The organism is Phenylobacterium hankyongense, assembly GCF_003254505.1.
Lineage (GTDB): Bacteria > Pseudomonadota > Alphaproteobacteria > Caulobacterales > Caulobacteraceae > Phenylobacterium > Phenylobacterium hankyongense.
This window is the reverse complement of record NZ_QFYP01000001.1, coordinates 1,457,985-1,480,786: the sequence shown is the minus strand read 5'-3', so window position 1 is coordinate 1,480,786 and position 22,802 is coordinate 1,457,985. Positions and strand designations below refer to the sequence as shown.

Annotated in this window: 19 protein-coding genes; 10 read left to right on the top strand and 9 right to left on the bottom strand. The window is 68.1% G+C overall.

The window, feature by feature from the left end:
* Nucleotides 1-20 precede the first annotated feature (20 nt).
* From DJ021_RS07125 to DJ021_RS07110, 4 genes are all read left to right on the top strand, one after another.
* On the top strand, nucleotides 21-2,828 hold the full coding sequence (locus tag DJ021_RS07125; protein ID WP_111456881.1) for a PAS domain S-box protein: 2,808 nt from the start codon (nucleotides 21-23) through the stop codon (nucleotides 2,826-2,828).
* Entirely contained in the window at nucleotides 2,821-3,543 is a 723-nt protein-coding gene (locus DJ021_RS07120) for a response regulator (protein WP_111456880.1), read from the top strand. Before DJ021_RS07125 ends, DJ021_RS07120 begins: the two co-directional genes overlap by 8 nt.
* Before the next feature lie 105 nt (nucleotides 3,544-3,648).
* The gene (locus tag DJ021_RS07115) at nucleotides 3,649-3,834 is read left to right on the top strand and encodes a hypothetical protein (protein WP_111456879.1); all 186 of its coding nucleotides are present in this window, start codon (nucleotides 3,649-3,651) and stop codon (nucleotides 3,832-3,834) included.
* A 323-nt stretch (nucleotides 3,835-4,157) separates the two neighbouring features.
* On the top strand, nucleotides 4,158-6,416 hold the full coding sequence (locus DJ021_RS07110; protein ID WP_165837138.1) for a PAS domain-containing protein: 2,259 nt from the start codon (nucleotides 4,158-4,160) through the stop codon (nucleotides 6,414-6,416).
* Nucleotides 6,417-6,441: 25 nt separating this feature from the next.
* Here DJ021_RS07110 and DJ021_RS07105 read toward each other — a convergent pair whose 3' ends face one another.
* The 4 genes from DJ021_RS07105 to DJ021_RS07090 all read right to left on the bottom strand — a co-directional run bounded on the left by DJ021_RS07105 (nucleotide 6,442) and on the right by DJ021_RS07090 (nucleotide 8,768).
* A complete protein-coding gene (locus DJ021_RS07105; protein WP_111456877.1) occupies nucleotides 6,442-6,852 on the bottom strand; it encodes a PRC-barrel domain-containing protein in 411 nt (136 codons plus the stop codon).
* Nucleotides 6,853-6,874: 22 nt separating this feature from the next.
* Nucleotides 6,875-7,453 (bottom strand): DsbA family protein, encoded by a 579-nt coding sequence (locus DJ021_RS07100; RefSeq protein WP_111456876.1) that lies wholly within the window; start codon nucleotides 7,451-7,453, stop codon nucleotides 6,875-6,877.
* On the bottom strand, nucleotides 7,419-7,931 hold the full coding sequence (locus DJ021_RS07095; RefSeq protein ID WP_111459014.1) for a redoxin domain-containing protein: 513 nt from the start codon (nucleotides 7,929-7,931) through the stop codon (nucleotides 7,419-7,421). The genes DJ021_RS07100 and DJ021_RS07095 overlap by 35 nt, the downstream gene beginning before the upstream one ends.
* A gap of 171 nt (nucleotides 7,932-8,102) precedes the next feature.
* A complete protein-coding gene (locus tag DJ021_RS07090; protein WP_111456875.1) occupies nucleotides 8,103-8,768 on the bottom strand; it encodes a BON domain-containing protein in 666 nt (221 codons plus the stop codon).
* Nucleotides 8,769-8,949: 181 nt separating this feature from the next.
* Here DJ021_RS07090 and DJ021_RS07085 point away from each other — a divergent pair, with 181 nt between their 5' ends.
* The 4 genes from DJ021_RS07085 (at nucleotide 8,950) to DJ021_RS07070 (ending at nucleotide 13,998) form a co-directional block, all read left to right on the top strand.
* Entirely contained in the window at nucleotides 8,950-9,720 is a 771-nt protein-coding gene (locus DJ021_RS07085) for a helix-turn-helix domain-containing protein (RefSeq protein WP_111456874.1), read from the top strand.
* Between the two features lie 20 nt (nucleotides 9,721-9,740).
* Nucleotides 9,741-12,626: an ATP-dependent Clp protease ATP-binding subunit gene (locus tag DJ021_RS07080; protein WP_111456873.1), complete on the top strand. Its 2,886-nt coding sequence runs from the start codon at nucleotides 9,741-9,743 to the stop codon at nucleotides 12,624-12,626.
* Nucleotides 12,627-12,797: 171 nt separating this feature from the next.
* Complete coding sequence (locus DJ021_RS07075; protein WP_165837137.1) at nucleotides 12,798-13,316, top strand: Hsp20/alpha crystallin family protein; 519 nt, start codon at nucleotides 12,798-12,800, stop codon at nucleotides 13,314-13,316.
* 67 nt (nucleotides 13,317-13,383) lie between these two features.
* Nucleotides 13,384-13,998: an HdeD family acid-resistance protein gene (locus DJ021_RS07070; protein WP_111456871.1), complete on the top strand. Its 615-nt coding sequence runs from the start codon at nucleotides 13,384-13,386 to the stop codon at nucleotides 13,996-13,998.
* A gap of 626 nt (nucleotides 13,999-14,624) precedes the next feature.
* On the opposite strand, the gene DJ021_RS18675 is transcribed toward DJ021_RS07070, so the two are convergent.
* A complete protein-coding gene (locus DJ021_RS18675) occupies nucleotides 14,625-15,128 on the bottom strand; it encodes a hypothetical protein (protein WP_133254961.1) in 504 nt (167 codons plus the stop codon).
* A gap of 638 nt (nucleotides 15,129-15,766) precedes the next feature.
* Here DJ021_RS18675 and DJ021_RS07065 point away from each other — a divergent pair.
* Complete coding sequence (locus tag DJ021_RS07065; RefSeq protein WP_111456870.1) at nucleotides 15,767-16,171, top strand: hypothetical protein; 405 nt, start codon at nucleotides 15,767-15,769, stop codon at nucleotides 16,169-16,171.
* A gap of 134 nt (nucleotides 16,172-16,305) precedes the next feature.
* Here DJ021_RS07065 and DJ021_RS19075 read toward each other — a convergent pair whose 3' ends face one another.
* Nucleotides 16,306-17,454: a hypothetical protein gene (locus tag DJ021_RS19075; protein WP_207801786.1), complete on the bottom strand. Its 1,149-nt coding sequence runs from the start codon at nucleotides 17,452-17,454 to the stop codon at nucleotides 16,306-16,308.
* A 414-nt stretch (nucleotides 17,455-17,868) separates the two neighbouring features.
* Between DJ021_RS19075 and DJ021_RS18670 the strand changes: the two genes are divergently transcribed.
* Nucleotides 17,869-18,150, top strand: coding sequence for a hypothetical protein (locus DJ021_RS18670; protein ID WP_133254960.1), 282 nt, complete (start codon nucleotides 17,869-17,871; stop codon nucleotides 18,148-18,150).
* Nucleotides 18,151-18,288: 138 nt separating this feature from the next.
* On the opposite strand, the gene DJ021_RS07055 is transcribed toward DJ021_RS18670, so the two are convergent.
* From DJ021_RS07055 to DJ021_RS18835, 3 genes are all read right to left on the bottom strand, one after another.
* Complete coding sequence (locus DJ021_RS07055; RefSeq protein WP_111456869.1) at nucleotides 18,289-19,125, bottom strand: hypothetical protein; 837 nt, start codon at nucleotides 19,123-19,125, stop codon at nucleotides 18,289-18,291.
* A 210-nt stretch (nucleotides 19,126-19,335) separates the two neighbouring features.
* Nucleotides 19,336-20,490, bottom strand: a complete 1,155-nt coding sequence (locus tag DJ021_RS07050) for a site-specific integrase (RefSeq protein WP_111456868.1) — start codon at nucleotides 20,488-20,490, stop codon at nucleotides 19,336-19,338.
* Nucleotides 20,491-20,785: 295 nt separating this feature from the next.
* Nucleotides 20,786-21,757, bottom strand: a complete 972-nt coding sequence (locus tag DJ021_RS18835) for an AAA family ATPase (protein WP_165837136.1) — start codon at nucleotides 21,755-21,757, stop codon at nucleotides 20,786-20,788.
* Nucleotides 21,758-22,802 lie beyond the last annotated feature (1,045 nt).

Here is a 22,802-nt window from a genome sequence, read left to right as displayed (position 1 = left end):
TCCTGGCGAAGGGCGTCCCCATGACGCAACAGCTTCCTCAGCCCGGTCCGTCGGCCGCCTGCGGCGACGCTCCGTTCCGGCTCCTGGCCGACCACCTGCCCGCCCTGTGCTTCATCGCCGACCCCGCCGGCCGGGTGCTGTGGTGCAATCGGCGCTGGTACGACTACACGGGCGCGGCTTCCGATGCGGCGCTGGACGACGTGTGGCCGACCTTGCACCACCCCAACAGGCGCAAGGAAGTCGCGCGCCGCTGGCAAGGCGCACTGGAGACCGGCCGGCCGGCGGAGATGGCGCTGCCGCTGCTGGGCGGGGACGGCCACTACCGGCCGTTCCTCGCGCGCGTGGAGCCGGTGCGCGACGACGAGGATCGCCTGAGCTGCTGGCTCGGCACCATGACGGAGATCCCCAACCGGCGGGAGACGGAGCACAACCAGCGTTTCCTGCTGGAGCTGGGGGACGCCCTGCGCGACGAGGTGGACCCCGCGGCCATCCTGTACGCCATCGGTGAGCGCCTGGCCGCCCACCTGAACGTCGCCCGGGTCGGCTACGGCGAGGTCTCGCCCGACGGCCAGGAGGTGAGCGTCGCCTCACGCGGCTGGGTCGCCGGAGACATGCCCGGCGGGCCGGGCGTCTACCGCCTCGACGACTTCGGGCGGGAGGCCGCCGCCATGGTCCGCCGCGGCGAGATCTTCGTCGTCGCCGACGTGCTGGCCGACCCCGCGGTCGGCCCGAACTCCGACGCCCACCTGGGGGTCGGCATCCGCGCCGGAGTCACGGTCCCGTTGGTGAAGCGGGGCGGGCTGGCCGCCATCTTCTATGTGCACAGCCCCGTGGTGCGCCGCTGGCGCGATGTCGAGGTGCAGCTCATCCGCGACGTGGCGGAGCGCACCTGGGCGACGCTGGAGCGGGCGCGGGCCGAGGCCGGCCGGCGCGACAGCGAGGAGCGGCTGCGGCTGGCGCTGGAAGGCGGCATGCTGGGAACAGTGCAATGGGACCTGACGACCATGCGCGGCAGCTGGTCGAAGCAGGCCGGCGCCATCTTCGGCGTGGAAGCCGGCGACGAGGTCCCGCTCGAGCAGTTGACCGGCGCGGTGCACCCCGAGGACCGCGAGCGCGTGCTGCGCGAGGTGCGCAAGGCGCTGAAGGGCGGCGCCCGCTACGCCGACGAATACCGGGTCGTCCACCCCGACGGCAGCGTCCATTGGGTGGTGTCGCGCGCCCGCGTCGAGCGGGAGGCGGACGGAAAGGCGGTGCGCGCCGCCGGTGTCGTCGCCGACATCACCGATCGCAAGCTCGCCGAGGAGCGGCTGCGCGAGAGCGAGGCGCGCTTCCGCGGCCTGTTCGAGACCGCCCACGAGGGCGTGTGGCTGGTGGACCGCAGGGGGCGGACCCTGTTCATCAACCACCGCATGGCGGGCCTGCTGGGCTATGCCCCGGAGGAGATCAGCGGCCGCCCGGTGCCCGAGTTCTGCTTCCCCGAGGATTTCGCCGCCGCCCGCGAGCGGATCGCCAACAACCTGGCCGGCCGGCCGGAGCAGTTCGAGTTCCGCTTCCGGCGCTCGGACGGCTCCGCCTTGCCGGTGCTGGCCGCCTCCAGCCCGCTGTGGGACGGCGCGGGCCACGTGGTCGGCGCCGTCGGCATGTTCAGCGACCTGACCGAGCGCAAGCAGGCCGAAGCCGAGCTGCAGCGCTCGCGCGAGGCGCTCTATCAGTCGGAGAAGCTGAACGCCCTGGGGTCCCTGCTCGCCGGGGTCAGCCACGAGCTCAATAACCCGCTGTCGGTGGTGCTCAGCCTGTCGCAGCTGCTGGAGATCAAGGCCGCCGGCACGGCCTACGGCGAGCGCGCGGCGAAGATCCGGCTGGCGGCCGAGCGCTGCGCCAAGATCGTGCAGACCTTCCTGGCCATGGCGCGACAGAAGGCGCCCGTGCGCACCCGGGTGGACGCCAACGAGGTGCTGGGTTCCGCCCTGGAGCTGACCGGCTACGCCCTGCGCACGGCGGGGATCGAGGTGGTGACGGACCTCGCCCCGGACCTGCCGCCCCTCAACGCCGACGCCGACCAGCTCAACCAGGTTCTGGTCAACCTGATCGTCAACGCCCAGCACGCGCTGGAGGACAGGCCGAAGCCGCGGATCCTGGAGCTGCGGACCTCCACCGACGAGCGGCGTCGGAGCGTGCGGCTGGAGGTCGCCGACAATGGCCCGGGCGTCCCGCCCGAGCACCGGCGGCGCATCTTCGAGCCGTTCTTCACCAGCAAGCCGCAGGGCGTCGGCACCGGAATCGGCCTGACCTTCAGCCTGGCCATGGTGCAGGCGCACGGCGGGGCCTTGACCCTGGCCGACCGGGCGGACGGCGGCGCGTGCTTCACGGTCGAGCTGCCCACGGTGGTCGATTTCGAGGCGCCCCGCGAGCCCGCCGGCGAGGCCGTCGGCCGGCCGCCGCAAGACCGCACGGCCCTGGTGATCGACGACGAGGCCGACCTCGCGGAGGCGCTGGCGGAGATGCTGCAGCTGGAGCACTACCGGGCGGACCTGGCGCGCTCCGGGCGGGAGGGCCGCCGCCTGATCGAGGCGCGGTCCTACGACGTCATCCTCAGCGACCTGCGGATGCCCGACGCCGACGGCCAGACCCTGTTCGAGTGGATCGAGCGGGAGCGGCCGGCGCTGGCGCCGCGGGTGGCCTTCGTCACCGGCGATACGCTGGGGCCCGCCGCCCGCCGCTTCCTCGCCTGCGCCGGCCGGCCGGTGCTGGAGAAGCCGTTCGACCAGGCCGGCCTGCGCAGCGTGCTGGCCGAGCTCGGCCGGTCCCCCAGGTTCGTCGATGTCTAGCGCCAGCGCGCCGCACATCGTCGTCGTCGACGACGAGGCGGACCTCTGCGAGGCGGTGCGGGAATACCTGGTCGACCATGGCTATGCCGTGAGCGTCGCCAACGGCGGCGCGGCCCTGCGCGCGACCATGGCCGAGCGGCCGGTCGACCTGGTGCTGCTCGACGTCAACATGCCGGGCGAGGACGGCCTGGCCATCGCCCGGCAGCTGCGCAGCCTCGGCGGGCTCGGCATCATCATGCTCACCGCCCGGCGCGAGGCGGTGGACCGGGTGGTGGGCCTGGAGGTCGGGGCCGACGACTATGTCGCCAAGCCGTTCGACCTGCGGGAGTTGCTGGCCCGCGTGCGCGCGGTGCTGCGGCGCGCGGCGCGGGCCGAGAGGCCGCCGGCCACCATGGGGCGCGAGGTCCGCTTCGGCCGCTGCGTGCTCAATCTCGATCGCCGCCGGCTCTACGACCTGCGGGGGCGGGAGGTGCCGATCACGGCCATGGAGTTCGATCTGCTGCGGGTGTTCGCCGAAAACCCGGATCGCGTGCTGACCCGCGACCGGCTGCTCGACCTCGCGCACAACATGGAGATGACGCCGTTCGACCGGTCCATCGACATGCGCATCGGCCGGCTGCGGCGGAAGATCGAAACCGATCCCAAGCTGCCGCAGACCCTCAAGACGGTGCGCGGCGCGGGGTATGTGTTCGTGCCCGCCGGCTTGCACGGCTGACCGCGCCGCCGTTGACAATCGATACCAATCTCCCGCCCCCGCGACGGCGGCCTGTGACGTCGCCGGCGTAAACCAGTGTCCGTCAAATCGAAGTCGGAGGCTGAGATGAACCACCCGGAGCAAGACAATCCCCGCGCCGCCGCCGAGCGGCCGGTCATCGCCCACCGCAGCGTCTCGCAGCGCGCCATCGCCGCGGCCGAGATGGCCATCCTGCTGCTGCTGGCGGCCCTGCCGCCCGTCGCGCTCTGGTCGCCGTTGCTGCTGGGCGGCGGGGTCCCGGGCGCCGCCTGACCGGCGGTCGGGCCCGGAGTCCCGATCAGCCGAACCCGCCGTCGGCCCGGCCCCGGCCGCGCAGGCGGCGGGGGTCGACGCGATCGCGCGAGTGGAGTCTGCGGATCCGCCCACAGCGCCAGGCCAACGACTGCGGGTTCAATTGCGATCCGCCTATGTCGGTCACCAGACTATCCCATGTGAATGTCGCCGGCGCCGATCGGGGCCCAATGTCCGGCGGAAGCACACCTCCGCCGGAGCGGCCTCTGTCCACCGATCGTCACGATGCGAGCCGCCCGGCCATGGCTGGGCGGGAGATCGCTTGGCCCTGGGCGACCGGGGAGATGGCCCAGCGCGTGCGGACGCTGGCCTGGGAACGGACGCCGCTGGGCCCGATCGCCGACTGGTCCGACAGGTTGAAAGCCGTCGTCGACCTCGTGCTGGCGGCGCCGCTGCCGATGACGTTGCATTGGGGCGATCGGCGGGTGCAGATCTACAACGACGCGGCGCGCGAGGTGTTCGACCGGCGCCATCCCCAGGCGCTGGGCCAGACGTTTGAGGAATGCTGGCCGGAACTGGTGGAGGTCGTCGGGCCGATCCACCGTCGGGTGATGGCCGGGAAGGCGGTGGTTCTCACCGACCAATGCCGGACCTACGTGCGCCACGCGGGAGCGCCGGAGGATTTCACCTTCACCAACTACTTCATCCCGCTGACGGACGGGGTCGAGGGCGTCGCGGGCTTCCTGGTCACCGCCGTGAAGACCACCCCGGGGGTTCGCGGAGGGGCGGATCGGCGCGCGAGCGAGGCCGCCCTTCGGGAGAGCCAGGCCGGCCTGCAGGCGGCCGGCGATCTGGTCGGCCTGATGTCCTATCGCTGGGATCCGACGACGGGCAGGCTGCACTGGCCGCCGCGGCTGAAGGCCCTGTGGGGGCTTCCACCAGACGCCGAGGTGGACGAGCGGATGTGGCTCGAAGGCATCCATCCGGAGGATCGCGGCCGGGTACAGCGGGCCGCCGAACGCGCGCTCGATCCGGACGGCGACGGGCTCTATGCGATCGAGTATCGGGTGACAGGTCATTCCGGCGGCTCCGAACGGTGGATCTCGACCTATGGCCGCATGGTGTTCGAGGACCGCCAGCCGGTGTCGTTCACCGGCGCGGTGCTGGAGGTGACGCAGCAGAAGCGCGTCGAGGCGCAGCTGCGTCGGAGCGAGAGCTATCTGGCGGCGATCCTGCGCCAGGCGCCGGTGGGCGTGGCCGTGTTCGGCGCGGACAGCCGGCTGATGATGGGCAACGCCGCCCTCGACCGGTTCGAGATCGGCGAGACGTCTTCGGCGGACCCGCAGGGGGCGCGATGGCGGGCGTTCCGCACCGACGGCTCGCCGTTGGCGCCCGATCAGTACCCCGCGGCCCGGGCCCTGCGCGGAGAGGTCACCATGCCGGGCGTCGATTTCCTGCATCGCCGCGAGAACGGCGCCGAGGTCTGGACCCGGGTCGGCGCGGCGCCGCTGCGGGACGCGGCCGGCGGCGTCTACGGCGTCGTCGCCATCTACGAGGACATCGATCAGCAACGCCGGTACGAGGACCGGTTGCGCTACAGCGAGGAGCGGTTCCGCCGCTTCGCCGAAAACTCCGCCGACGTGATGTGGATTTACGACATGGCCGGCGAGCGGCTCGAATACGTCAGCCCCGGCTTTCAGCGGGCGTGGGGGATCCCGCCGGAGCAGGTGATCGCCGACCGGGGCGTCTGGATCGCCGCGCTGCACCCGGAGGATCGCGATGGCGTCCTCGCCGCCCTGCAGCGGGTGCTGTCCGAGGGCGAAACGGTGAGCCACGAATATCGCATCGTACGCCCCGACGGCGCCGTGCGGCGGATCCGCGACACCGGCTTTCCGATCCGCGATACGGCGGGTCACATCGTCCAGGCCGGCGGCATCGCCCAGGACATCACCCGCGACACGCCGCCGACCGTCTATCTGGTCGACCCCGATCCCGAGAGGCGCGCGGCGAAGGCCGACCTGCTGCGGGGCGCCGGCCAGCGCGTCACGCCCTTCGCCTCCGAGCAGGCTTTCCTGGAGGTGGCGGGCGCCCTGACGCCGGGCTGTGTGGTGGCGCGGACGCAGGACCTGGGCGCGGCGAGGTTCGAACTCGTCGGCGCGCTGAAGGCGCGGCGCATCTCCCTGCCGGTCATCCTGGAGACCTCGCTCGGCGGCGACGTGGCGCTGGCCATCAGCGCAATGAAGGCCGGCGCCACGGACCTGCTGGAATGGCCGTGCCGGCCGGAAGCCTTGCTTGACGCCGTGGGCTCGGCGCTCGCCGGCCTCAGCGAGGTGCTGGAGGACGAGGAGGCCACCCGGCTGGCGCAGACCCAGGTCGCCCTGATGTCGTCCAGGGAACGCGAGGTGCTGGAAGGCCTGCTCTCGGGCGGCACCAACAAGACCATCGCCCGCAACCTGGGGATCAGCCCGCGCACGGTGGAAAACCACCGGGCGCGGGTGATGGAACGGTTGGGAGCCCACACCCTTCCCGAGGCGGTGCTGGCCGCCGCATCCGCCGGAGTGAAGCCGACGCGGCGCGGGTCGTCCAAGGCCGATCCGGGCTGAGGCCGCCCGCGCGGGTCGAAGCGCCTCAGGGCGCGTACTTGAATTCCGGCAGGCGCAGCAGCGCGGCTTTGGTGGCGCCGGGCAGGATGATGCGCTGCGGCGACACCCTCAGGCTGTTGTAAGGCGCGACCACCAGGTGGGCGCCGAGTCCCAGGAAACCGCCGACGCTGAGAACTGCGAACAGCACCTTGTCCCGGCCCACGACCAGGTCGTCGATCTTGCCGATGTCCTCGTTGCGATCGTTGGTCACCGTGCGACCGATCATCTGCGACGCCCGGAAGCCCAGGGCGACAGCCTGGACATTCACCACCACCAGGGCCACCGGCGGCGGCCCGCCGGCGGCCGAAGCCGTGCCGGGCGCCAGTCCGAGGGTCAGCGTCGAGGCGGCCGCCAGGGCCAGGATCCCGCGGGGGACGCGGGCGAGGGGCGAGGTCATGGTGAAATCCTTCTTCTGAACGTCACGGATGGGCTGGGTCGTCGCCGATCGGGAACCGCCGCGAGGTGAGGACGGCGGCGCGGCGGGCCAGTTCGATCGACTGCGCCAGCTCGTCGTAGGCGTAGCTGCGGTCATGGCGGACGCCGTTGACGAAGAAGCTGGGCGTCCCGTTCACGCCGCTTCGCACGCCGCCCAGGAAGTCGGAGCGGATCTTTGCGGCGTGCAGCCCGTGCGACAGGCATTCGCGCAGGCCGTCCGGCGACAGGCCGAGCCGGCCCGCCAGGGCGTAGTAGAGGTGATACCCAAGCCTCGCCTGGTTGGCGTAGAGCGCGTCGTGCATCTCCCAGAACCGGCCGTGGTCGCCCGCGAACTCGGCCGTCTCGGCCGCGGTGGCGGCGTTGGGATGGACCTCGGTCAGCGGGAAATGGCGGAACACCAGCCGCAGGTCCCTGCCGAACCCCTGCAGCAACTGCCGCACAATGGGCTGGGCCATGCCGCAATAGGGGCACTCATAGTCGCCGTACTCCACCAGGGTGACGGGGGCGTCGGCGGGGCCCAGGATATGGTCATCCGGCGATACGGGAACTCTCAGGGTCGACATTCGGGGTCTCCGATGCGTTGAGCCGGTCGAGGGCGTCGAGGATTCCGTCGGCGCCCGGATTGACGGCGATCGGCGAACAGTGGCTCCAGGCGATGGTCCCGTTCTCGTCGATCACGAACAGCGCGCGCTCGGCGACGCCGTCGCCGTCTCGATAGGCGCCGTAGCTGCGCGCCACCGCGCCCTTCGGCTCGAAGTCGGCGAGCAGCGGAAAATGCAGGTTGCGATCCTTGGCGAAGGCCTGATGGCACCAGGCGCCGTCCACGGAGATTCCCAGCAGCGAGGCGCCTCGGTCGCGGAACTCCGCCAAGACCTGGTTGTAGAGCGCCATCTGGTCGCCGCAGACCGGGCTCCAGTCGGCCGGGTAGAAGGCCAGCACCACCCGCCGGCCGCTCAGCTCGGAAAGCGACAACATCTGGTCCGGCGTCACGCGCAGCCGAAAGTCGGGGGCCGGGCGTCCGGGCGGGAGGATTTCGGCCATGGGACGCTCCTGGGAATGATCGCCGGGAAATGATCGCCGGCACGCTAGCAACCGGTGGCGAGCGGCGAACTGACGCCCATCAGTTGGAGCCGCCGCCGGCGCTCCGGTCGGCCGCGGCGGCGGTGGTAGAAGCGCGCAGCGATAGCGCCACGCGCCTCCCACGGAGCCGGCTCAGGCCGCGACCAGGGCGTCGACGATGATCTGGTTGTCCACCCGCCGCACGCCGGGCGCGCGCCAGGCGGCCCGCTCCGCCTCTGTGCGTTCGGCCCACGAGCGGACGCGGCCCTTCAGGATCACCTCGCCGCCATTGGCTTCGACGGTGATGTTCCTGGCGTCCACCTCGGCGTTGCGCTTGAGGGCTTCCTCGATCTGCCGGCGCACCTCGCCGGGTTCGACCTTGGGCTTCACCGTGACCAGGTTGCTGACCCCTTTCACGCCCCTGACGCGCCGCACCGCCTGCTCGGCCCGCTGGCCCTGGAAGTTCCACTCCACCTGACCCTCCAGGGTCACCCAGCCGCTGCGGACGGTGGCCTTGATGTCGTCGGCCGCGAGCGGCAGGAACAGCTTGATCTCCCGGGCCACGTCGCGGGCGATCTCGGGATCGGCCCTGACGTCGACGGCCGGCAGCCGCACCTCGATGTCATTGGCGACGGCGCGCACGCCGATCACCTTTTTCGCCTCGCGCTCGGCCTCCCACTTGTCTCCATAACTGTGGACGAAGCCGGCGAGCGTCACCACGCCGTCCTTCACGGCCACCCCGATGTCGGTGGCGTCGATGTCAGGATCGTAGCGAAGCTCGCGCTCCACATCCTGTTTGATGTCCTGATCGCTTCTCATGATCCCTCCGATGGATTCGGCGTCCGGCGCGGGGGCTCCGACGCGCGCTCGGAGCCTGAGGCCGGGGGCCGCCGACGCACTGACGGGCGTCAGTCGCCGCGTGCGGTAGCTTCCTGAGGGACTGTCCGGAGTGCCAAGCCTGCCCGCCCGGGGGAAGGTGTCCGCCCCTTCAGGCAGGCCGATGTCATTTGAACCGCAACCCGCCCTGGCCCAGGCTCCGATCCGGCCGTCGCACCTTGTCCTGGCCCCGCCACGCGGGACGCCGTTCGTCGTCGAAGGCTGTGTAATCCAGACCGCCTGCGACGGCGTGATCTACGCCCAGGAGGATCCCGCCCAATCGGTCTACCAGGTGGTGGTCGGCGCGGTGCGGACCCTGAGCCACACCAGCGACGGCCGGCGCATCATCCACGGTTTCCACCTGCCGGGGGAAATCTTCGGGCTGGAGCGGGAGAAGCTGCACCTTTGCAGCGCCGAGGCCGTCTGTGACGCCCGCCTGGTGCGCTGCGGCCGTGCGCAGCTGCAGGCGCTGGCCGACGAGGACATGCGCGCGGCCGACGCCATGTGGTGGTGGCTGCTGCTCAGCCGCGACCGCACCGCCGATCGCCTGCACTTCCTGACGCGCGCCAACGCCGTCGACAAGGTCGCCGACTTCCTCATCGACATCGCCCAGCGCACGGGCTCGGCCGGCCGTATCGAGCTGCCGATGTCACGCTACGACATCGCCGACTACCTGGGCCTGTCGCCGGAGACGGTCAGCCGGGCGTTCAGCGCCCTGCGCGAGAAGGGCCTGATCGCCTGCCGCGGCCGCTCGGTGCTGATCCTGGAGGCCGGCTTCCGGCGGATTCCCACCCGCGACGACGGCGAGCCGCGGATGCGGACGGCTGAAGCCGAGCGCTCATTCCAGCCGCCCCGGGCGCGCGGGCCCACGGTTCCGCCCACCCGACCTCAGTAACCAGCAGAAGGACATCCGTCATGGCCGAGCTATGCGACATCTGCGGGGTTCGACCTGCCAGCGTGCGCGTGCGGGTGACCCGCAACGGCGAAAGCGAAGTCCTGAATGTCTGCGAGGTGGATTATCGCACCCTGGCCGCGCGCCAGCGCGCGTCCTCGCCGATGGAATCCCTGTTCGGTCGGCGCGGCAGCCTCTTCGACGAGATGTTCGGCAGCGACCCGTTTTTCGGCGGCGGCGGCAGCATCGGCCGAGGCGGCGGCCCTGGCCGCGACGCCTCGGACCCGGACGGCGCCGGCGGCCAGGTTCCGGTCGGCGGTTCCGGGCGGCGGGGGACGGCTCCGCGGGCAGGCGAGTTCGAGGACCGCCTGAGCGAACACGCCAAGGACCTGCTGCAGACCGCCGCGCGCCGCGCCTCGGAGTACGGGCGCCGGGAGGTCGACACCGAGCACCTGATGATGGCGCTGCTGGACTCCGACGTGGTCCGCACGGTGCTTCAGCAGTTCGGCGTGCAGCCGGACGAGCTTCGCCAGCACCTGGAGCGCGAGGCGCCCCGCGGCGACGCCGGCGATCAGCAGTCCCAGGAGATCGGCGTCACCCCGCGCGTGAAGAGCGCGCTGGGCCGCGCCTTCGCCGTTTCCCGGGAGCTTGACCATTCCTATGTGGGCCCGGAGCATTTCCTGATCGGCCTTGCCGAGGAGGGCGAGGGCATAGCCGGCAACGTCCTGCGCCAGCTCGGCCTCACCGGCCAGGCGCTTCGCCAGCAGGTGATCAAGGTGGTGGGACGCGGGGCCGAGGAAGGCGCCGTCGACCGGCCGACCAACACGCCCAACCTGGACAAGTACTCCCGCGACCTCACCGCCCTCGCCCGCGAGGGCAAGCTCGACCCGGTGATCGGCCGCAACGGCGAGATCGAGACCACCATCGAGGTCCTGGCCCGGCGCCGGAAGAACAATCCGGTGCTGATCGGCGAGCCGGGGGTCGGCAAGACCGCCATCGTCGAAGGCCTGGCGCAGCGCGTCCTGGCCGGCGACGTGCCCGAGGCCCTGCGCGACAAGCGCCTGGTGGAGCTGTCGGTGAACTCGATGGTCGCCGGCGCGAAATACCGCGGCGAGTTCGAGGAACGTGCGCAGGCGGTGCTCAAGGAAGTGGCCGACCACAAGGACGAGCTGATCCTGTTCATCGACGAGCTGCACACCATCGTGGGCGCCGGATCCGGCGGCGGCGAGGGCGGGCTGGACATCGCCAACGTGTTCAAGCCGGCGCTGTCGCGCGGCGAGCTCAACCTGATTGGCGCGACCACCCTCAATGAGTACCAGAAGCACATCGAGAAGGACGCCGCGCTCGAACGGCGCTTCCAGCCGGTGCTGGTGGCCGAGCCGACCACGGCGCAGGCGATCATGATCCTGCGCGGGCTGCGCGATACGCTTGAGGCCCACCACAAGGCGGTGATCACCGACGAGGCCATCGTCGCCGCGGTCGAGCTTTCCGAGCGCTACATCACCGGCCGCTTTCTGCCGGACAAGGCGATCGACCTGATCGACCAGGCCGCCGCCCGGGTGAAGATATCCTCCAGCGCCCGGCCGGTGGAGGTGCAGGACCTTGAATCCGAGGCCCGCACGCTGAAGCGCGAGCTCGACTACGCCACGTCGCGCAAGCAGACCGACAAGGCCAACGATCTGCGCGCACAGCACGAGGCCAAGACCAAGGAGCTGCAGGAGGCCCAGGACAAATGGCGCCGAAGCCTCGGCACCGGCGCCGCCGAGGTGCGGGTCGAGCACGTGGCGCAGATCGTCTCGAAGCTGACCGGCGTGCCGGTCTCCGAGCTCACCACCGAGGAACGCCAGCGCCTGACCCAGCTCGAACAGGCCTTGCACCGGCGGGTGGTCGGCCAGGACGAGGCGGTGAAGTCGGTCGCCGACGCCGTTCGGCTGGCCCGCGCCGGCCTTCGCGAAGGCCGCGGCCCGATCGCCAACTTCCTGTTCCTGGGACCCACGGGCGTCGGCAAGACCGAGCTCGCCAAGGCGCTGGCCGAACAGGTCTTCGGCTCGGAAGACGCCATGATCCGCATCGACATGAGCGAGTACATGGAGCGCCACACCGTGTCCCGGCTGATCGGCGCCCCTCCGGGCTACGTCGGCTACGAGGAGGGCGGCCAGCTCACCGAGCGGGTCCGCCGCCGACCGTTCAGCGTGATCCTGCTGGATGAGATCGAGAAGGCCCATCCCGACGTGCACAACATCCTGCTGCAGGTCTTCGACGACGGCCGCCTGACCGACGGCAAGGGCCGGGTGGTCGACTTCACCAACGCGATCATCATCGCCACCAGCAATGTCGGCGCCGACGTGATTTCCCGCCGCCTGCGGCAGGAAACCGGCGACGCCGCCGATCCGACCAAGAACCGTGAGGAGCTGATGGAGACGCTCCGGATGCATTTCCGACCGGAGTTCCTCAACCGTATCGACGAGATCATCGTCTTCCACTCGCTGACCCGCGAGCAGATCCACGAGATCGTCGAGCTGCATCTCGACCGGGTGCGCCGCACCGCTCGCGCCCAGGGCGTCGAGCTGGAGATCGACCCCGGGCTCGTCGAGTACATCGCCCGCGAGGGCTACCGGCCGGAGTTCGGGGCGCGCGAGCTTCGCCGCCTGATCCGCTCGACGCTGGAGACCGAGCTGGCCCGCGAGATGCTCGCCGACGTCGTCCACGACGGCGACCGGGTGATCGCCCGCTGGGACCAGGCGCAGCATCGGGTCGTGCTGGAGCCGCAGCGGCGGGAGGCGGCCTCCGGCGACGGGCGCGCGCGGAAGGGTTCACGGACGGCGGCCAAGGCGACGGCCCCCGCCGCGGAGGACGGGCGGCCGTCCCGTCCCGCGACCTCCGAGGACCGGCCGCAGCCGGGCGCCTGAGCGATGGCCAGGCGTCCTCTCGACGACGTTTCCGGCCAGCCTGATTTCGACCCTGTGGACGAAGCGCTCCAGGAGTCCTTTCCGGCCAGCGACCCGCCGGCCTGGGCGGCCCAACGGAGCGACCGCGATCGACCCGACCCGCCCGCCCCTTCAAACCTATGGAGACCTGACATGGCGAGAAACCTGCCCACGCCCTTCCGCTTCACCGAAGATCCCGGCTGGGCCGCCGGCCCGTTCATGATGATGCAGCGGGAGATGAGCCGCCTGCTGGACGACGTCGCCCGGGGCGCGCCGCAGGGCGCCGCCGGCCAGGGCGCCCTGATGGCGCCCCGCCTCGACGTTCGCGAAACCGACAACGCGTTCCGCGTCTCGGTGGAGCTGCCCGGCGTCTCCGAGGACGACGTCGAGGTCAATGTGGATGACGACCTACTGACCATCCGCGCGGAGAAGAAGGAGGAACGCGACGTCGAGAGGGCCGACCAGCACATCACCGAGCGGCTGTTCGGCGTCTTCCAGCGCACGCTGCGCCTGCCGGCGGCGGCCGACCCGCAGAGCATCCAGGCCAACCTCGAAAACGGGGTGCTGGAGATCATCATCCCGAAGGCCCAAGGCCAGGGCCGCAGCCGCCGCGTGCAGGTCGGCCGGCGCGAGCAGAGCGCCGCCGGTGAGGGCGGCGCCCAGGCGCACTGACGCAACCCCGTGCGGGGCGCGAGGACACGAGTGCGCGCCTCGCACTCAATTCCTCCGAGGGACGGCCATGACCAATACGCAAGACATCTCCCGCATCGATCCGCGCTCCGACGCCCTGAGCGGACTGCTGGCCCGCAACTGGTGGGCAGTCGGGCTGCGCGGCGTCTGCGCGGTGCTGTTCGGCATCATCGCTCTGCTCACGCCCACCGTAGCCCTGCTCTCGCTGGTCCTGGTGTTCGCCGCCTACATGCTGATCGACGGGATCTTCGCCATCGTCTCAGCGGTCCGCGCGGCGCGCACCCGCGAGCGGTGGGGCCTGCTGTTGCTGCAAGGCGTGGCGAGCCTGCTGGCCGCCGCGGCCGCCGTGCTGATGCCGGGCATCGCCGCGCTCACCTTCGTCTATCTGATCGCAGCCTGGGCGATCGTCTCCGGCGCGCTGGCGGTGGCCGCGACCGTGAGGCTGCGCCACGACCACGGCCGCTGGTGGATGGGATTTTCCGGGATCCTGTCGGTGGCGGTCGGCATACTGCTGGCGATCGCGCCCCTGGCCGGCGCCCTGGTGCTGACCTGGTGGATCGCCGCCTACGCCCTGGTCTACGGGGTCACCCTGCTGATGCTGGCCTTCCGGCTGCGCCCCCACCGCGCCGAGGCGCATCAGGAGCTGACGGCGCATCCTGCCTAGCCGTCGGCTCGAGCCACGGCCTACGCAGCCCGCTGTCGGCGGCGGGGTAGCATCACAATTCCCGCCAAGTCATTGAAACGATGGTGCCGCCTAGGTGACTCGAACACCTGACCCCCGCATTACGAACTCGAGTCACGCGAGCGGAGAAAAGCGATAGCTTACTGCGGCTTAGCGCGCATCCGGAGACCGACAACCGCCACTACCCAGGCTCTTCCCAGAACGACAGAAGCGCATTTTCCAACCGTGTCCTACCGGAGGCGCTTTCGCTGGGATCGAGCCGAAATTCCAACCTGCGCTATACCTGCGACCGCCGGCGTCACCGGGATCAATTCCGCCCGGCTAGGCACGGACATCGGCTCGGTCGCAAGCCGAGCTCTGTCGTCGAGTCCGCTTCCGGCAAGGAAGCTGAAAGGCGGGATCGCTGAGCTCGGCGAAACCCCCAGCGAAGCCGAGCTGAAGGCCATGCGCGCAAGAACTCCAAATCTAAGGCGCGCGCCGCGTCTCATCGAGAACCCGATCACAGGGCATGAGCAAGCCGAGGCCGACGCTATGGAGGCTGCTATCCAGGCGCGAGAACCCGAAGCACACACCAGTTGGTGTCCCGATCACGAGGTAGGCCGCGCGCCCTAAGGAGCATGCATTCTGCCCAGGATAGATGTTGCGCTCGCGCTTATGGCGGCAGCAATGCGCTTGAGTTCAGCCACGTGGCGAAGGACGCGCGGATCGGCGTCGCACCTCATCCCCAACAGGGAAAGTGCGGCCGCATCGCTCTTGAATTTCAAGAGCGCGCTTCTCGTGCCGAAGGCCACATCATGACTGACGCCAGGTTCTGCCTCAGGGTGCTTCAAGTCGCTCCCCACGCGGAGGGCAGCCTGAAGCTGTTCAAACTCAGCTCTCATAAGTTCGACGCGAGCGTAAAGAGACAAAAGACATGGAGACTCGCCCCGTTGAGTCTCTGATTCGGCAAGTCTTAGCTTCGAGATGTCGAACGCTGATTGAGCCAGGGGCAGCTCGTGCTCGCTCAGTGACTCCCAGTCTGCCTGGCTCACCAATGGCGCTGCCACGCCCCTCGTCGCGACGGACACGGCGAGGGCCATGATTAACCCTGTCGCGCGCTTCTGTTTGTTCATCGGGTGCCCCACCTCGCGACTACCGTACGTCCTCAGCGTCAAAGGTGCAGCTTACGTTACAGCGGCCCTTCTTGCGCTTGCCTAGTCACTCTCAGCCCCCCCGGCGATGATCGGGTGGTTGGGACCAGCTTCTGGAAGTACGAGTATGACTTCGCGGTCGGAGGATGGTCCTACGGCCTTTACGACGGGTCGCGAGAGGCCGTTCGTCAGGAGGGCCTCGCCTGATGTGCTCGGTCCACGTCATACGCCGGGGCGCGCTTCCCATTCGGCCCACCAAGTTTCCTGAGTTTGAGAGCGCGTTCTGGGACTTCTCACCTGATGACGCTCAAGCGATGGTTGGAAGCACGCTCTTCCGTCGCAACACCGGGAACGAACCCCCACCAACACGACAGCCTCACGCTGCCACAAGCTGGGCGTCCAACCTGGATCAGGACGCCTATTTTGCCGCGCCGGCCTTTGCGGTGCGAGCAAAGTAGGATTCGCCAGGTGCGAGCACCTCTGGGTTGGCTAGGGCCGCAAATGCCCGCCTCCGATCCATGGCCGGTGCTGGGGATGTATGGGGCCAACAAGAATCGCTATTGACTATCTGTCTCACTATTCTCACTATGCGGAGAGGAATTGGATAGGGAGATGAGGGCGTGGCTTCGATAGAGATCGACTTCGATGTGTTCAAAGCGCTGACGACGCGGCGCAAGGACGAGAGCACCACTTACAATGACGTGCTGCGCGAACTCCTTGGGCTCCCGTCGGAGCGGGAACCGCTGCGCCTCGTGCCTCGCAGCCCCGACCGCGGGAGCGTTTACATGCAAGGCCTAGAGTTCCCCGAAGGCACAAAATTCCGCGTAACCTACAAGGGCCGCGCCTACCACGCCGAGATCAAAAACGGCCAGTGGGTAGGGGAAGACGGCATTGTTCGTAAAAGTCCCTCGGACGCGGCGAGCGCCATCACTCATACGAACGTCAATGGGTGGCGGTTCTGGGACTTCCAGCGGCCAGGGGAAACCTCCTGGAGCAAGATGCGGGTGCTCCAGGTGGCTAAGTGATGCTGACGTCCGGTCGGATGAAGCGTGGACGTCCGGGGAGTATTGGCACGTGCCTCCCGCAAGCGCGTGAAGGTCGGTACGCTTAGAGCCCGAGCGTCGCCACCTGCTCGCTGAGGTCGCTAAGAGTGGAGAGCCTACAGCCGCGATGCCGCAACGGCGAGGTCGGCCGTCGCGTCGCGGACGCCCTTGTCGCCCCAGACCCTGTCATCGAGGAGGAATGTCCAGCTGTTCGTATGGTCGCTACGGCGCGCGCGAGCCGCCACGATGTCGTGCGGTATGACGACCGCGCGAAGAACCTTAAACCGAGCGTCGAAAAGCACCGCGGCCAGATAATCGAAGGTGTGGTCGTGCAACCGGCGAATGGCCCCGAGCTGACGGGAAGCGGTCAGGCTGCTTAGACGACGGCCCTTAATCTGGTAGCGGAGTCCACCAGCGTCAGTCGCATCATGGCCGGAGGCCGAATTGGCTTCCAATGACCACCCGAAAGCTTCCGCGAAGAGCAGCTCGGCATAGTCGCCGACCGGCGAGTTGCCGGTCCGAACGACGCTCCGCGCGCGCAGCTCGTCCATGATCTCGCCGTATAGACCGAGCAGCTCGCCGACCGAGGCCTGCCGCACCGACTCCCGCCGCGGCGCTTCGACTTCGAGCGCCGGGGCCTTCCGATCCGGCGCGGTCACCTGCTGCGCGTCCGGCGCGCTCTCGCCGATTTGGGCTTGCCGCGGCTCCGCGGAAGGCGCCGCTGCCGCGGGTGAATGGCCGTCGTACTCGGACTTGGGCACGAGTCGTCGGAGGATGTTCCCCAGGCTCATCCGTTGTTGGCCGGGGTTCAGGTTCCGGTATTCCTGCCGCCGGTCCACCCCGTATTCGGCCGCGAGGTCGTGCAGCCGGTCCAGATCGAGTTGGCCTTGCGCGTCCCGCACCCGGTCGGCAAGCCAGCTGTTGAACGGGCTAGAGGCGGTTCCCGCCGACCAGCTCTCCCGCTGCTCCCGGGTGATCGTCATGGGTCCGCGTGCGGCGGGAGGGGCGCTTGGCGCAGCCTGATAGGATGTGCCGAGTTCGGCATACGCCCTGAGCGCCGAGCGGCAGTTGTTGACGCTCTTGTCGGGGATGCCGGAGCCACGCAGCCGACTGACAAGCGCCGCGATCCCGGCGTCGCTCAGGTCGGCGTTATCCAGATTGATCGCGAGCTCCCGTTCCACACGTCTGCAGTTCGCGACATAACTATTGACGCTATCCGCCCCGAGGCGGTCGGCCAGCAGCCGGCGGTACTCTCGCTCACGCAAATCGAAATCCTCGAATGCCGCTCAACCCGAGCCCCCAAAATCCTGGCGACATGCGCTCGTCGCCCGTTGTTGTGGAGATTTACCGGTGTTGCGTTCGACGCAAAAGATCGTCGCTACGGGTGATTACCCACAACCGGCGCTTAGAGGCGGGTCGGCTCTTTTGCTGCGAACCGGAGCTCCGTGAGCGCTGGACCCAACCACATTCGCAATATCCCGCGATGGGACCACAGCGGCCTCGCGTTGTGCTTCCCCCAGTTCGGCCAAGCCGCCTAGCAAGCTGCGAACCTTGGCCGTAGGATGAGAGGCTCTGCATGTTGCCGACCGAGCATGGCGCAATGCCATCCAGTCACGTCGAGGTCAATCCCGGAACCGGACCGGCGGGAGCAGTTAAAAAGTGGGGAGGATGCTTTTGAGATGAAGATACTATGGGTAGGTTTGTTTGCCGCATTGTGCGGATGCAGCACGGTAACCTCTGGCGGCGTGACAATCCAAAAGGCAGACGAAGCAGAATACTTAGTGGAATTTCACCCGGAAGTGGCAAACCAGCTCATAATTCAGAAATCTGCGCAAGATCACTGCAGAAAGTTCGGTAAAAAAGCGCTAGTTTTGGAGGGGTCGATAGGATCTCTTTGGGCCAATAAGATAAAGTACAATTGCCTGACCGAAGCACAAGTAAAAGAGTTAGGCCTCAACTAATCACAGACGCTAAGCGCCCTCACCTCCGACTTTGTGATGCAGGCGGTGAGGGGCCAAGCTTAGACATACGTATTCTGCTCAGCCCGCTTTCACCGCGGTGATGATGCTGCTGCCGGCCAGCCGGTGCCCGTCAAAATCTCACGGCTGAAAGTTGACGCCGATCGGCGTACCCCGCGGGATGTCGGAGCCCTTCTGGTTGATCAGCCACTTCCGCACGAACTCGCGGACGGTGTCCCGCGCACCACCATTCTGCGCGAGCTGAACATACTGGGGACTCCACGCATCCTTCTCTAACTGGGCGCTGACGAGACGAAGAACATCGTCCTGCGTGCCACGCGGAATAAATGGACACTCGTTCAAGGTGGTCATCATCTTTGACGTGTCGAACGCCACCGGCAACGCGGGCTCAAGCCGGGGAGCCCAGATCTCAAGGCGCTGATCGTGGTAGAACGCGCCCCAGTATCGGGCCAGCCTCACGCGATAGGTGATGCGTGTATCGACCGTGTAGGACGCGGTCGCTTTGCAGAACGGGACCGAGATGCCAGCAACGGTCAGCACGTTGGTCAGGTTGAAGGTTCGGCGGTGTTTGACGTTTGCAACCTCAAGCATTCCGCCGTCGGTCCGGATTACAATGGGGATGTCATTGCTGGCCGGGCCGTTCGTGCCGGAGCGGGACTTGGACCAGAGATGGAGACCCGACGCAGGCCAGAAGTGGTGCACCGCGACGGCTCCGACCAACATCGCTAGTGCAGCGATGATCCCCGGACTGAGCTTCGGCGACCACCGCGCTGCTGAGGCGAGCACCAACCCGTCCTCGTCCGCGCGAGAGAGCCGTCGCTGGCTGACCACGCCGTCGGCCCTGTAGACCAGTTCCAGCTCATCGGAGCCGCGCATCTCCGCCGCGACGACTTTTACGAGCTTGCCGGGGACGACGCCGGCGACGACCTTCCCCTTCTGGATATCCTCAAGCTTCATGATGCACCCCCGTTGAGGTCGACCTTAAGGCGCTGCGGGGAGATAGGGCTAAGCTTGTTTGCACCCGCCTAGGCCGAGGCGGCGGTCTCTTTCGAACGGCCGCTGATGGGTGTTGGTGGATGGGCATGGGTTACCTCCGTTTCTGACAGAAAAAAGCCCCCGCGACGGCGGTCGCGGAGGCTCGGTCGCGTTGGTGGTTTTCGTCCTTGGTCAGGCTACTTTCTGTTTGGCTGCGCCCGCCTCGACAGCCGCCAGCAGGGTGTCGTTCGCGAGGTGGGAGTAGCGCTGGGTCGACTGGTAGCTGGCGTGGCCCAGCACCTTTCCGACCGCGAACAGGTCTACGCCGCTGTTGACCATGAACGACGCCGCCGAGTGCCGCAGATCGTGGATCCGCAAGCCCCGCAGCCTGGCCGCCTTTATCGCCCCCTGCCAGCCGTGTTTGACGGACACGAAGGGCTTGAGGGTGTCCGGGTTGGGCACCAGCCAGGGGCAGTCCTTAAAGCGCGGCAAGGCGTCCACGACCTCCAAGGCGTCGGTTGAAAGCGGGACGTGCCGTGACTTGCCCGTCTTGCTCGTCGGTATGAGCCAGATGCGCCGTTCGACGTCGACGTGTTCCCACTTGGCGTCCAGCAGCTCCCGCACCCGAGCGCCGGTCAGCAGCAACAGGCCGACGATGTGCTTGAGCTGCTTGTTCTTGGACGCCGCCACGGCCTCGCGCAGCCGGCCCGCCTCCTCCGCCGACAGGAAGCGTTCACGCGCGTTGTTCAGGGGTTTGCGGGGAACGCCGCGCGTCGGGTTCTTGTCGGAGCCTGGTACGCCCCAACGCGAGCCCAGCTCGAACGACCGGCCGAAGATGACCCTGATCTTCTCCACGGTGGCCGGCGCTAGCCCCTCGGCCCGCTTGTCACTGAGCCACTGAGCCACGGCACGGGTGTCGACCTCGGTCAGCCGGGTCCTGCCCCACTTCGGCAGGATGTGGCGGCGCACATACATCTCCGTGGTGGTGTAGGAGCGCTGGTGGAGTTTGGCGTCGGCGAGGTGCATCTCCGCCAGTTCCCGATACAGGGGAATGGACCTCGCGAGAGCCTTCTTTGCTCCCGGATCGCCGCCGAGGACGACTTCCGAGCGCAGCCTTTGGGCCGCCTTCTGTGCGGCTGAGAAGGTGATGTCGTCATAGCGGCCGATCTTGTGCTGCTTCTGCCTTCCAGCAGCGTCCTCATAGCGGAGGTAGTAGGTGCGGCCGCCACTGCAGCGGCACTCCAGCACGAAACCGGTGACGGTCGTATCGTACCAATCAGTCTTCTTTTTGCCGGGCTCGCATTGAGCCGCGAACACAAACGCATGGTCGAGTTTTGCCTTAGGCATCTTGTGCCTCCTTTCGGTTTTGAGGGTTCGGCGCGCGAGCGCCGGCGGAGCCGCGACGGGCGCGGCCGTGATGGGGGTCTTGAAGAGGGCCCCAGGGGGGGCGGAGGGGTCGCTCAGGACGCGGGGGCATGGGGCCCGGTTAGGGCGGTGTGAGCGCCCCCAGGCGGGCGGCTCTGGGGCGGGACGGGCCAGCCCGGGATAACGCCCCGTAATGCCAGTTTCGCGCCGGCGCCCGATCCGCCCGCGAGCGGCGCCGCCAAACTGCAAAGCTGAAAACCTGCGCCCCTTGGGGGACTCAGGGGCTTGGCTTGGCTTGGTCGATCAGCCGGTAGGTTCGACGGCCGTGAGCGCCTGTCTCAAAGGTCCAGAGGTGCTCACGGGGCACGGTCCCGGTGTACCTGTTCAGCACGTCGAGCCCGACCCGTTGGGAAACAGCGCACTCCTTTGCAACTGCTCTCGCCAACTCCATCTTGCCGACGGCACCATCGGACCTGATGAGCCGCATGAGGGCCGCCATGATCTCACCCTCACCTACCTGGCCGTTGTAGGTGGCATAGGCGGCATAGTCGTCCGGATCGACCGCCTGGACTGAGGCGACCTTCTCGTCATAGCCGATGCCGCGGGTGGTGGCGTAGGCGTAGGCGACGTCTTCCGGACTGTCGGCGCGACACTTGATTCTCGTGAACTTCACGACCCTTTCGTCAGCGCCTGCCTTCGGAATTATCGGCCGGCCCACGTAGACGGCATCGAAGTCCTCAAGAACGTCTGTCCCGCCTTGGTAACGAGGCGTGCCGTCTGCATTCGGGTTCTTCGCGGTGTGGCCGAGAGCGACGACCGTGCCGCCCGCCATGACGTACTGACGACAGACCTGGTTGAGGACGCTGGTCCGCCGCTTGTCCATCAGGTCGGTGAACTTCTTGTAGGTGTCGATGATAACGAGCGTTCCAAGCGCCGTTCTCTGGGCGACCGCTTGGTCCAGCATCTCGGCCAAATGGTGCGTCTTGAACGGTCCGTAGCCGGGGACCAGCACGTGCGCTCCCGCGTCCTGCATGAGCCGCAACTTGGTTGCGACCCCTTGGCTGCTGTCGTCCGCATTGATGTAGTAGACGTTGTCAGGGTCGATGACGCGACGGGCGATGGCGTCCAGACAAAGATTCAGAACGATCAACGTCTTACCGGCATTCGGCTCGGCGTAGATCATGGTCGCCTGACCCCGCACGACGAACCGGCCCAACAAAGGCTTCGTGTCCGCCGCGGCCGCTTCCATCTCGTCTGCCCTACCCCGCAGACTGAACCGTCGAAGTGGATTCTTCGGTGCGTCTTCGGCTGCGCGTCCCTCCGGAGACACCGCGACCAGTTGCGGATCGGTTCCGTCGGGTACCGGGAGCTTCAGGTGTTTCAGCAGACTCGTGATGTCGCGCCGTTCGGCGTGTGCGTGAACACAGCGAAACTGGCCTAACGGATATGCGGCGCCCGGTTCACGATAGACCGCGCGGATTAGAGGCCCTTCAGGGTGCTCCTCTGCCCACGGGCAGCTTACTCTGTGCTCTCCCTTACCAAGGGCGTGCCAGTAGAGCTCCGCCGCGTGCAAAGCCTGCAGCACCGGGTCCTGCTCGGGAGAGGCCGGGGAGACCTCGCTGGCTCCGTCACCGGGCGGCGGAGGGGATGGCGTGTCCGGCGCTGCGAAGGGCGGAGAAGGGGGCGCAGAGGCGGAAAGACCCGTTTTGTCCCCTTCGCTCGGGTGTCCAGAAACGGGCCCGGCGTGCGGTTCCGCTGCAGACGCAGGTTCGCAGTTTTTCAGATCCTCAGCCTTCGGAGTCGCCGCACTTGGAGCGTTGCGACTAGGAGGCGGCCTCAATTTACGGGCAAGATTCTCCGGGTTGCACGGGTGGTCCATTGTCTTCCTCGCAAGGGTTAGGGGAACGGCCCGCACTTGCGGTAGGACAGGAGCCCTCCTCGGTCCGAGGAGTCAGTGTCGACGACAGAATGGCTCTATCAACTGAAGACTCTCGATTGCTCGGAGCCTGAGGAACGTACTGCATGGCCAAACCATCGGCGTCAACACTTCAGATCTACTATGGACATATCGGCGCAGTTGCAGCTCGATCTATTCGACACCGTTCCTTGTTTGCGCGTCGCTCGTAAGTCTTAGCCACGGATACTGGTTAGAGTGGCTTTAGCTGCGGCGCGCACTGTTCCCTACCGGACGCGCTTCCGCTGGGATCGGAGAGCGAGTGGCGGCGGAGAGCCCTTGCGTAGGAAGCTGTCGAGCGGCCACCTTGAAGAGCTCTACAAAGGGAGCCGGGGAGCCA

What these genes read in the sequence shown, in the direction of transcription:
- DJ021_RS07125 (WP_111456881.1), top strand. Translation starts at nt 21, where the DNA reads ATGACGCAACAGCTTCCTCAGCCCGGTCCGTCGGCCGCCTGCGGCGAC.
- DJ021_RS07120 (WP_111456880.1), top strand. Translation starts at nt 2,821, where the DNA reads ATGTCTAGCGCCAGCGCGCCGCACATCGTCGTCGTCGACGACGAGGCG.
- DJ021_RS07115 (WP_111456879.1), top strand. Translation starts at nt 3,649, where the DNA reads ATGAACCACCCGGAGCAAGACAATCCCCGCGCCGCCGCCGAGCGGCCG.
- DJ021_RS07110 (WP_165837138.1), top strand. Translation starts at nt 4,158, where the DNA reads ATGGCCCAGCGCGTGCGGACGCTGGCCTGGGAACGGACGCCGCTGGGC.
- DJ021_RS07105 (WP_111456877.1), bottom strand. Translation starts at nt 6,852, where the DNA reads ATGACCTCGCCCCTCGCCCGCGTCCCCCGCGGGATCCTGGCCCTGGCG.
- DJ021_RS07100 (WP_111456876.1), bottom strand. Translation starts at nt 7,453, where the DNA reads ATGTCGACCCTGAGAGTTCCCGTATCGCCGGATGACCATATCCTGGGC.
- DJ021_RS07095 (WP_111459014.1), bottom strand. Translation starts at nt 7,931, where the DNA reads ATGGCCGAAATCCTCCCGCCCGGACGCCCGGCCCCCGACTTTCGGCTG.
- DJ021_RS07090 (WP_111456875.1), bottom strand. Translation starts at nt 8,768, where the DNA reads ATGAGAAGCGATCAGGACATCAAACAGGATGTGGAGCGCGAGCTTCGC.
- DJ021_RS07085 (WP_111456874.1), top strand. Translation starts at nt 8,950, where the DNA reads ATGTCATTTGAACCGCAACCCGCCCTGGCCCAGGCTCCGATCCGGCCG.
- DJ021_RS07080 (WP_111456873.1), top strand. Translation starts at nt 9,741, where the DNA reads ATGGCCGAGCTATGCGACATCTGCGGGGTTCGACCTGCCAGCGTGCGC.
- DJ021_RS07075 (WP_165837137.1), top strand. Translation starts at nt 12,798, where the DNA reads ATGGCGAGAAACCTGCCCACGCCCTTCCGCTTCACCGAAGATCCCGGC.
- DJ021_RS07070 (WP_111456871.1), top strand. Translation starts at nt 13,384, where the DNA reads ATGACCAATACGCAAGACATCTCCCGCATCGATCCGCGCTCCGACGCC.
- DJ021_RS18675 (WP_133254961.1), bottom strand. Translation starts at nt 15,128, where the DNA reads ATGAACAAACAGAAGCGCGCGACAGGGTTAATCATGGCCCTCGCCGTG.
- DJ021_RS18670 (WP_133254960.1), top strand. Translation starts at nt 17,869, where the DNA reads ATGAAGATACTATGGGTAGGTTTGTTTGCCGCATTGTGCGGATGCAGC.
- DJ021_RS07055 (WP_111456869.1), bottom strand. Translation starts at nt 19,125, where the DNA reads ATGAAGCTTGAGGATATCCAGAAGGGGAAGGTCGTCGCCGGCGTCGTC.
- DJ021_RS07050 (WP_111456868.1), bottom strand. Translation starts at nt 20,490, where the DNA reads ATGCCTAAGGCAAAACTCGACCATGCGTTTGTGTTCGCGGCTCAATGC.
- DJ021_RS18835 (WP_165837136.1), bottom strand. Translation starts at nt 21,757, where the DNA reads ATGGAAGCGGCCGCGGCGGACACGAAGCCTTTGTTGGGCCGGTTCGTC.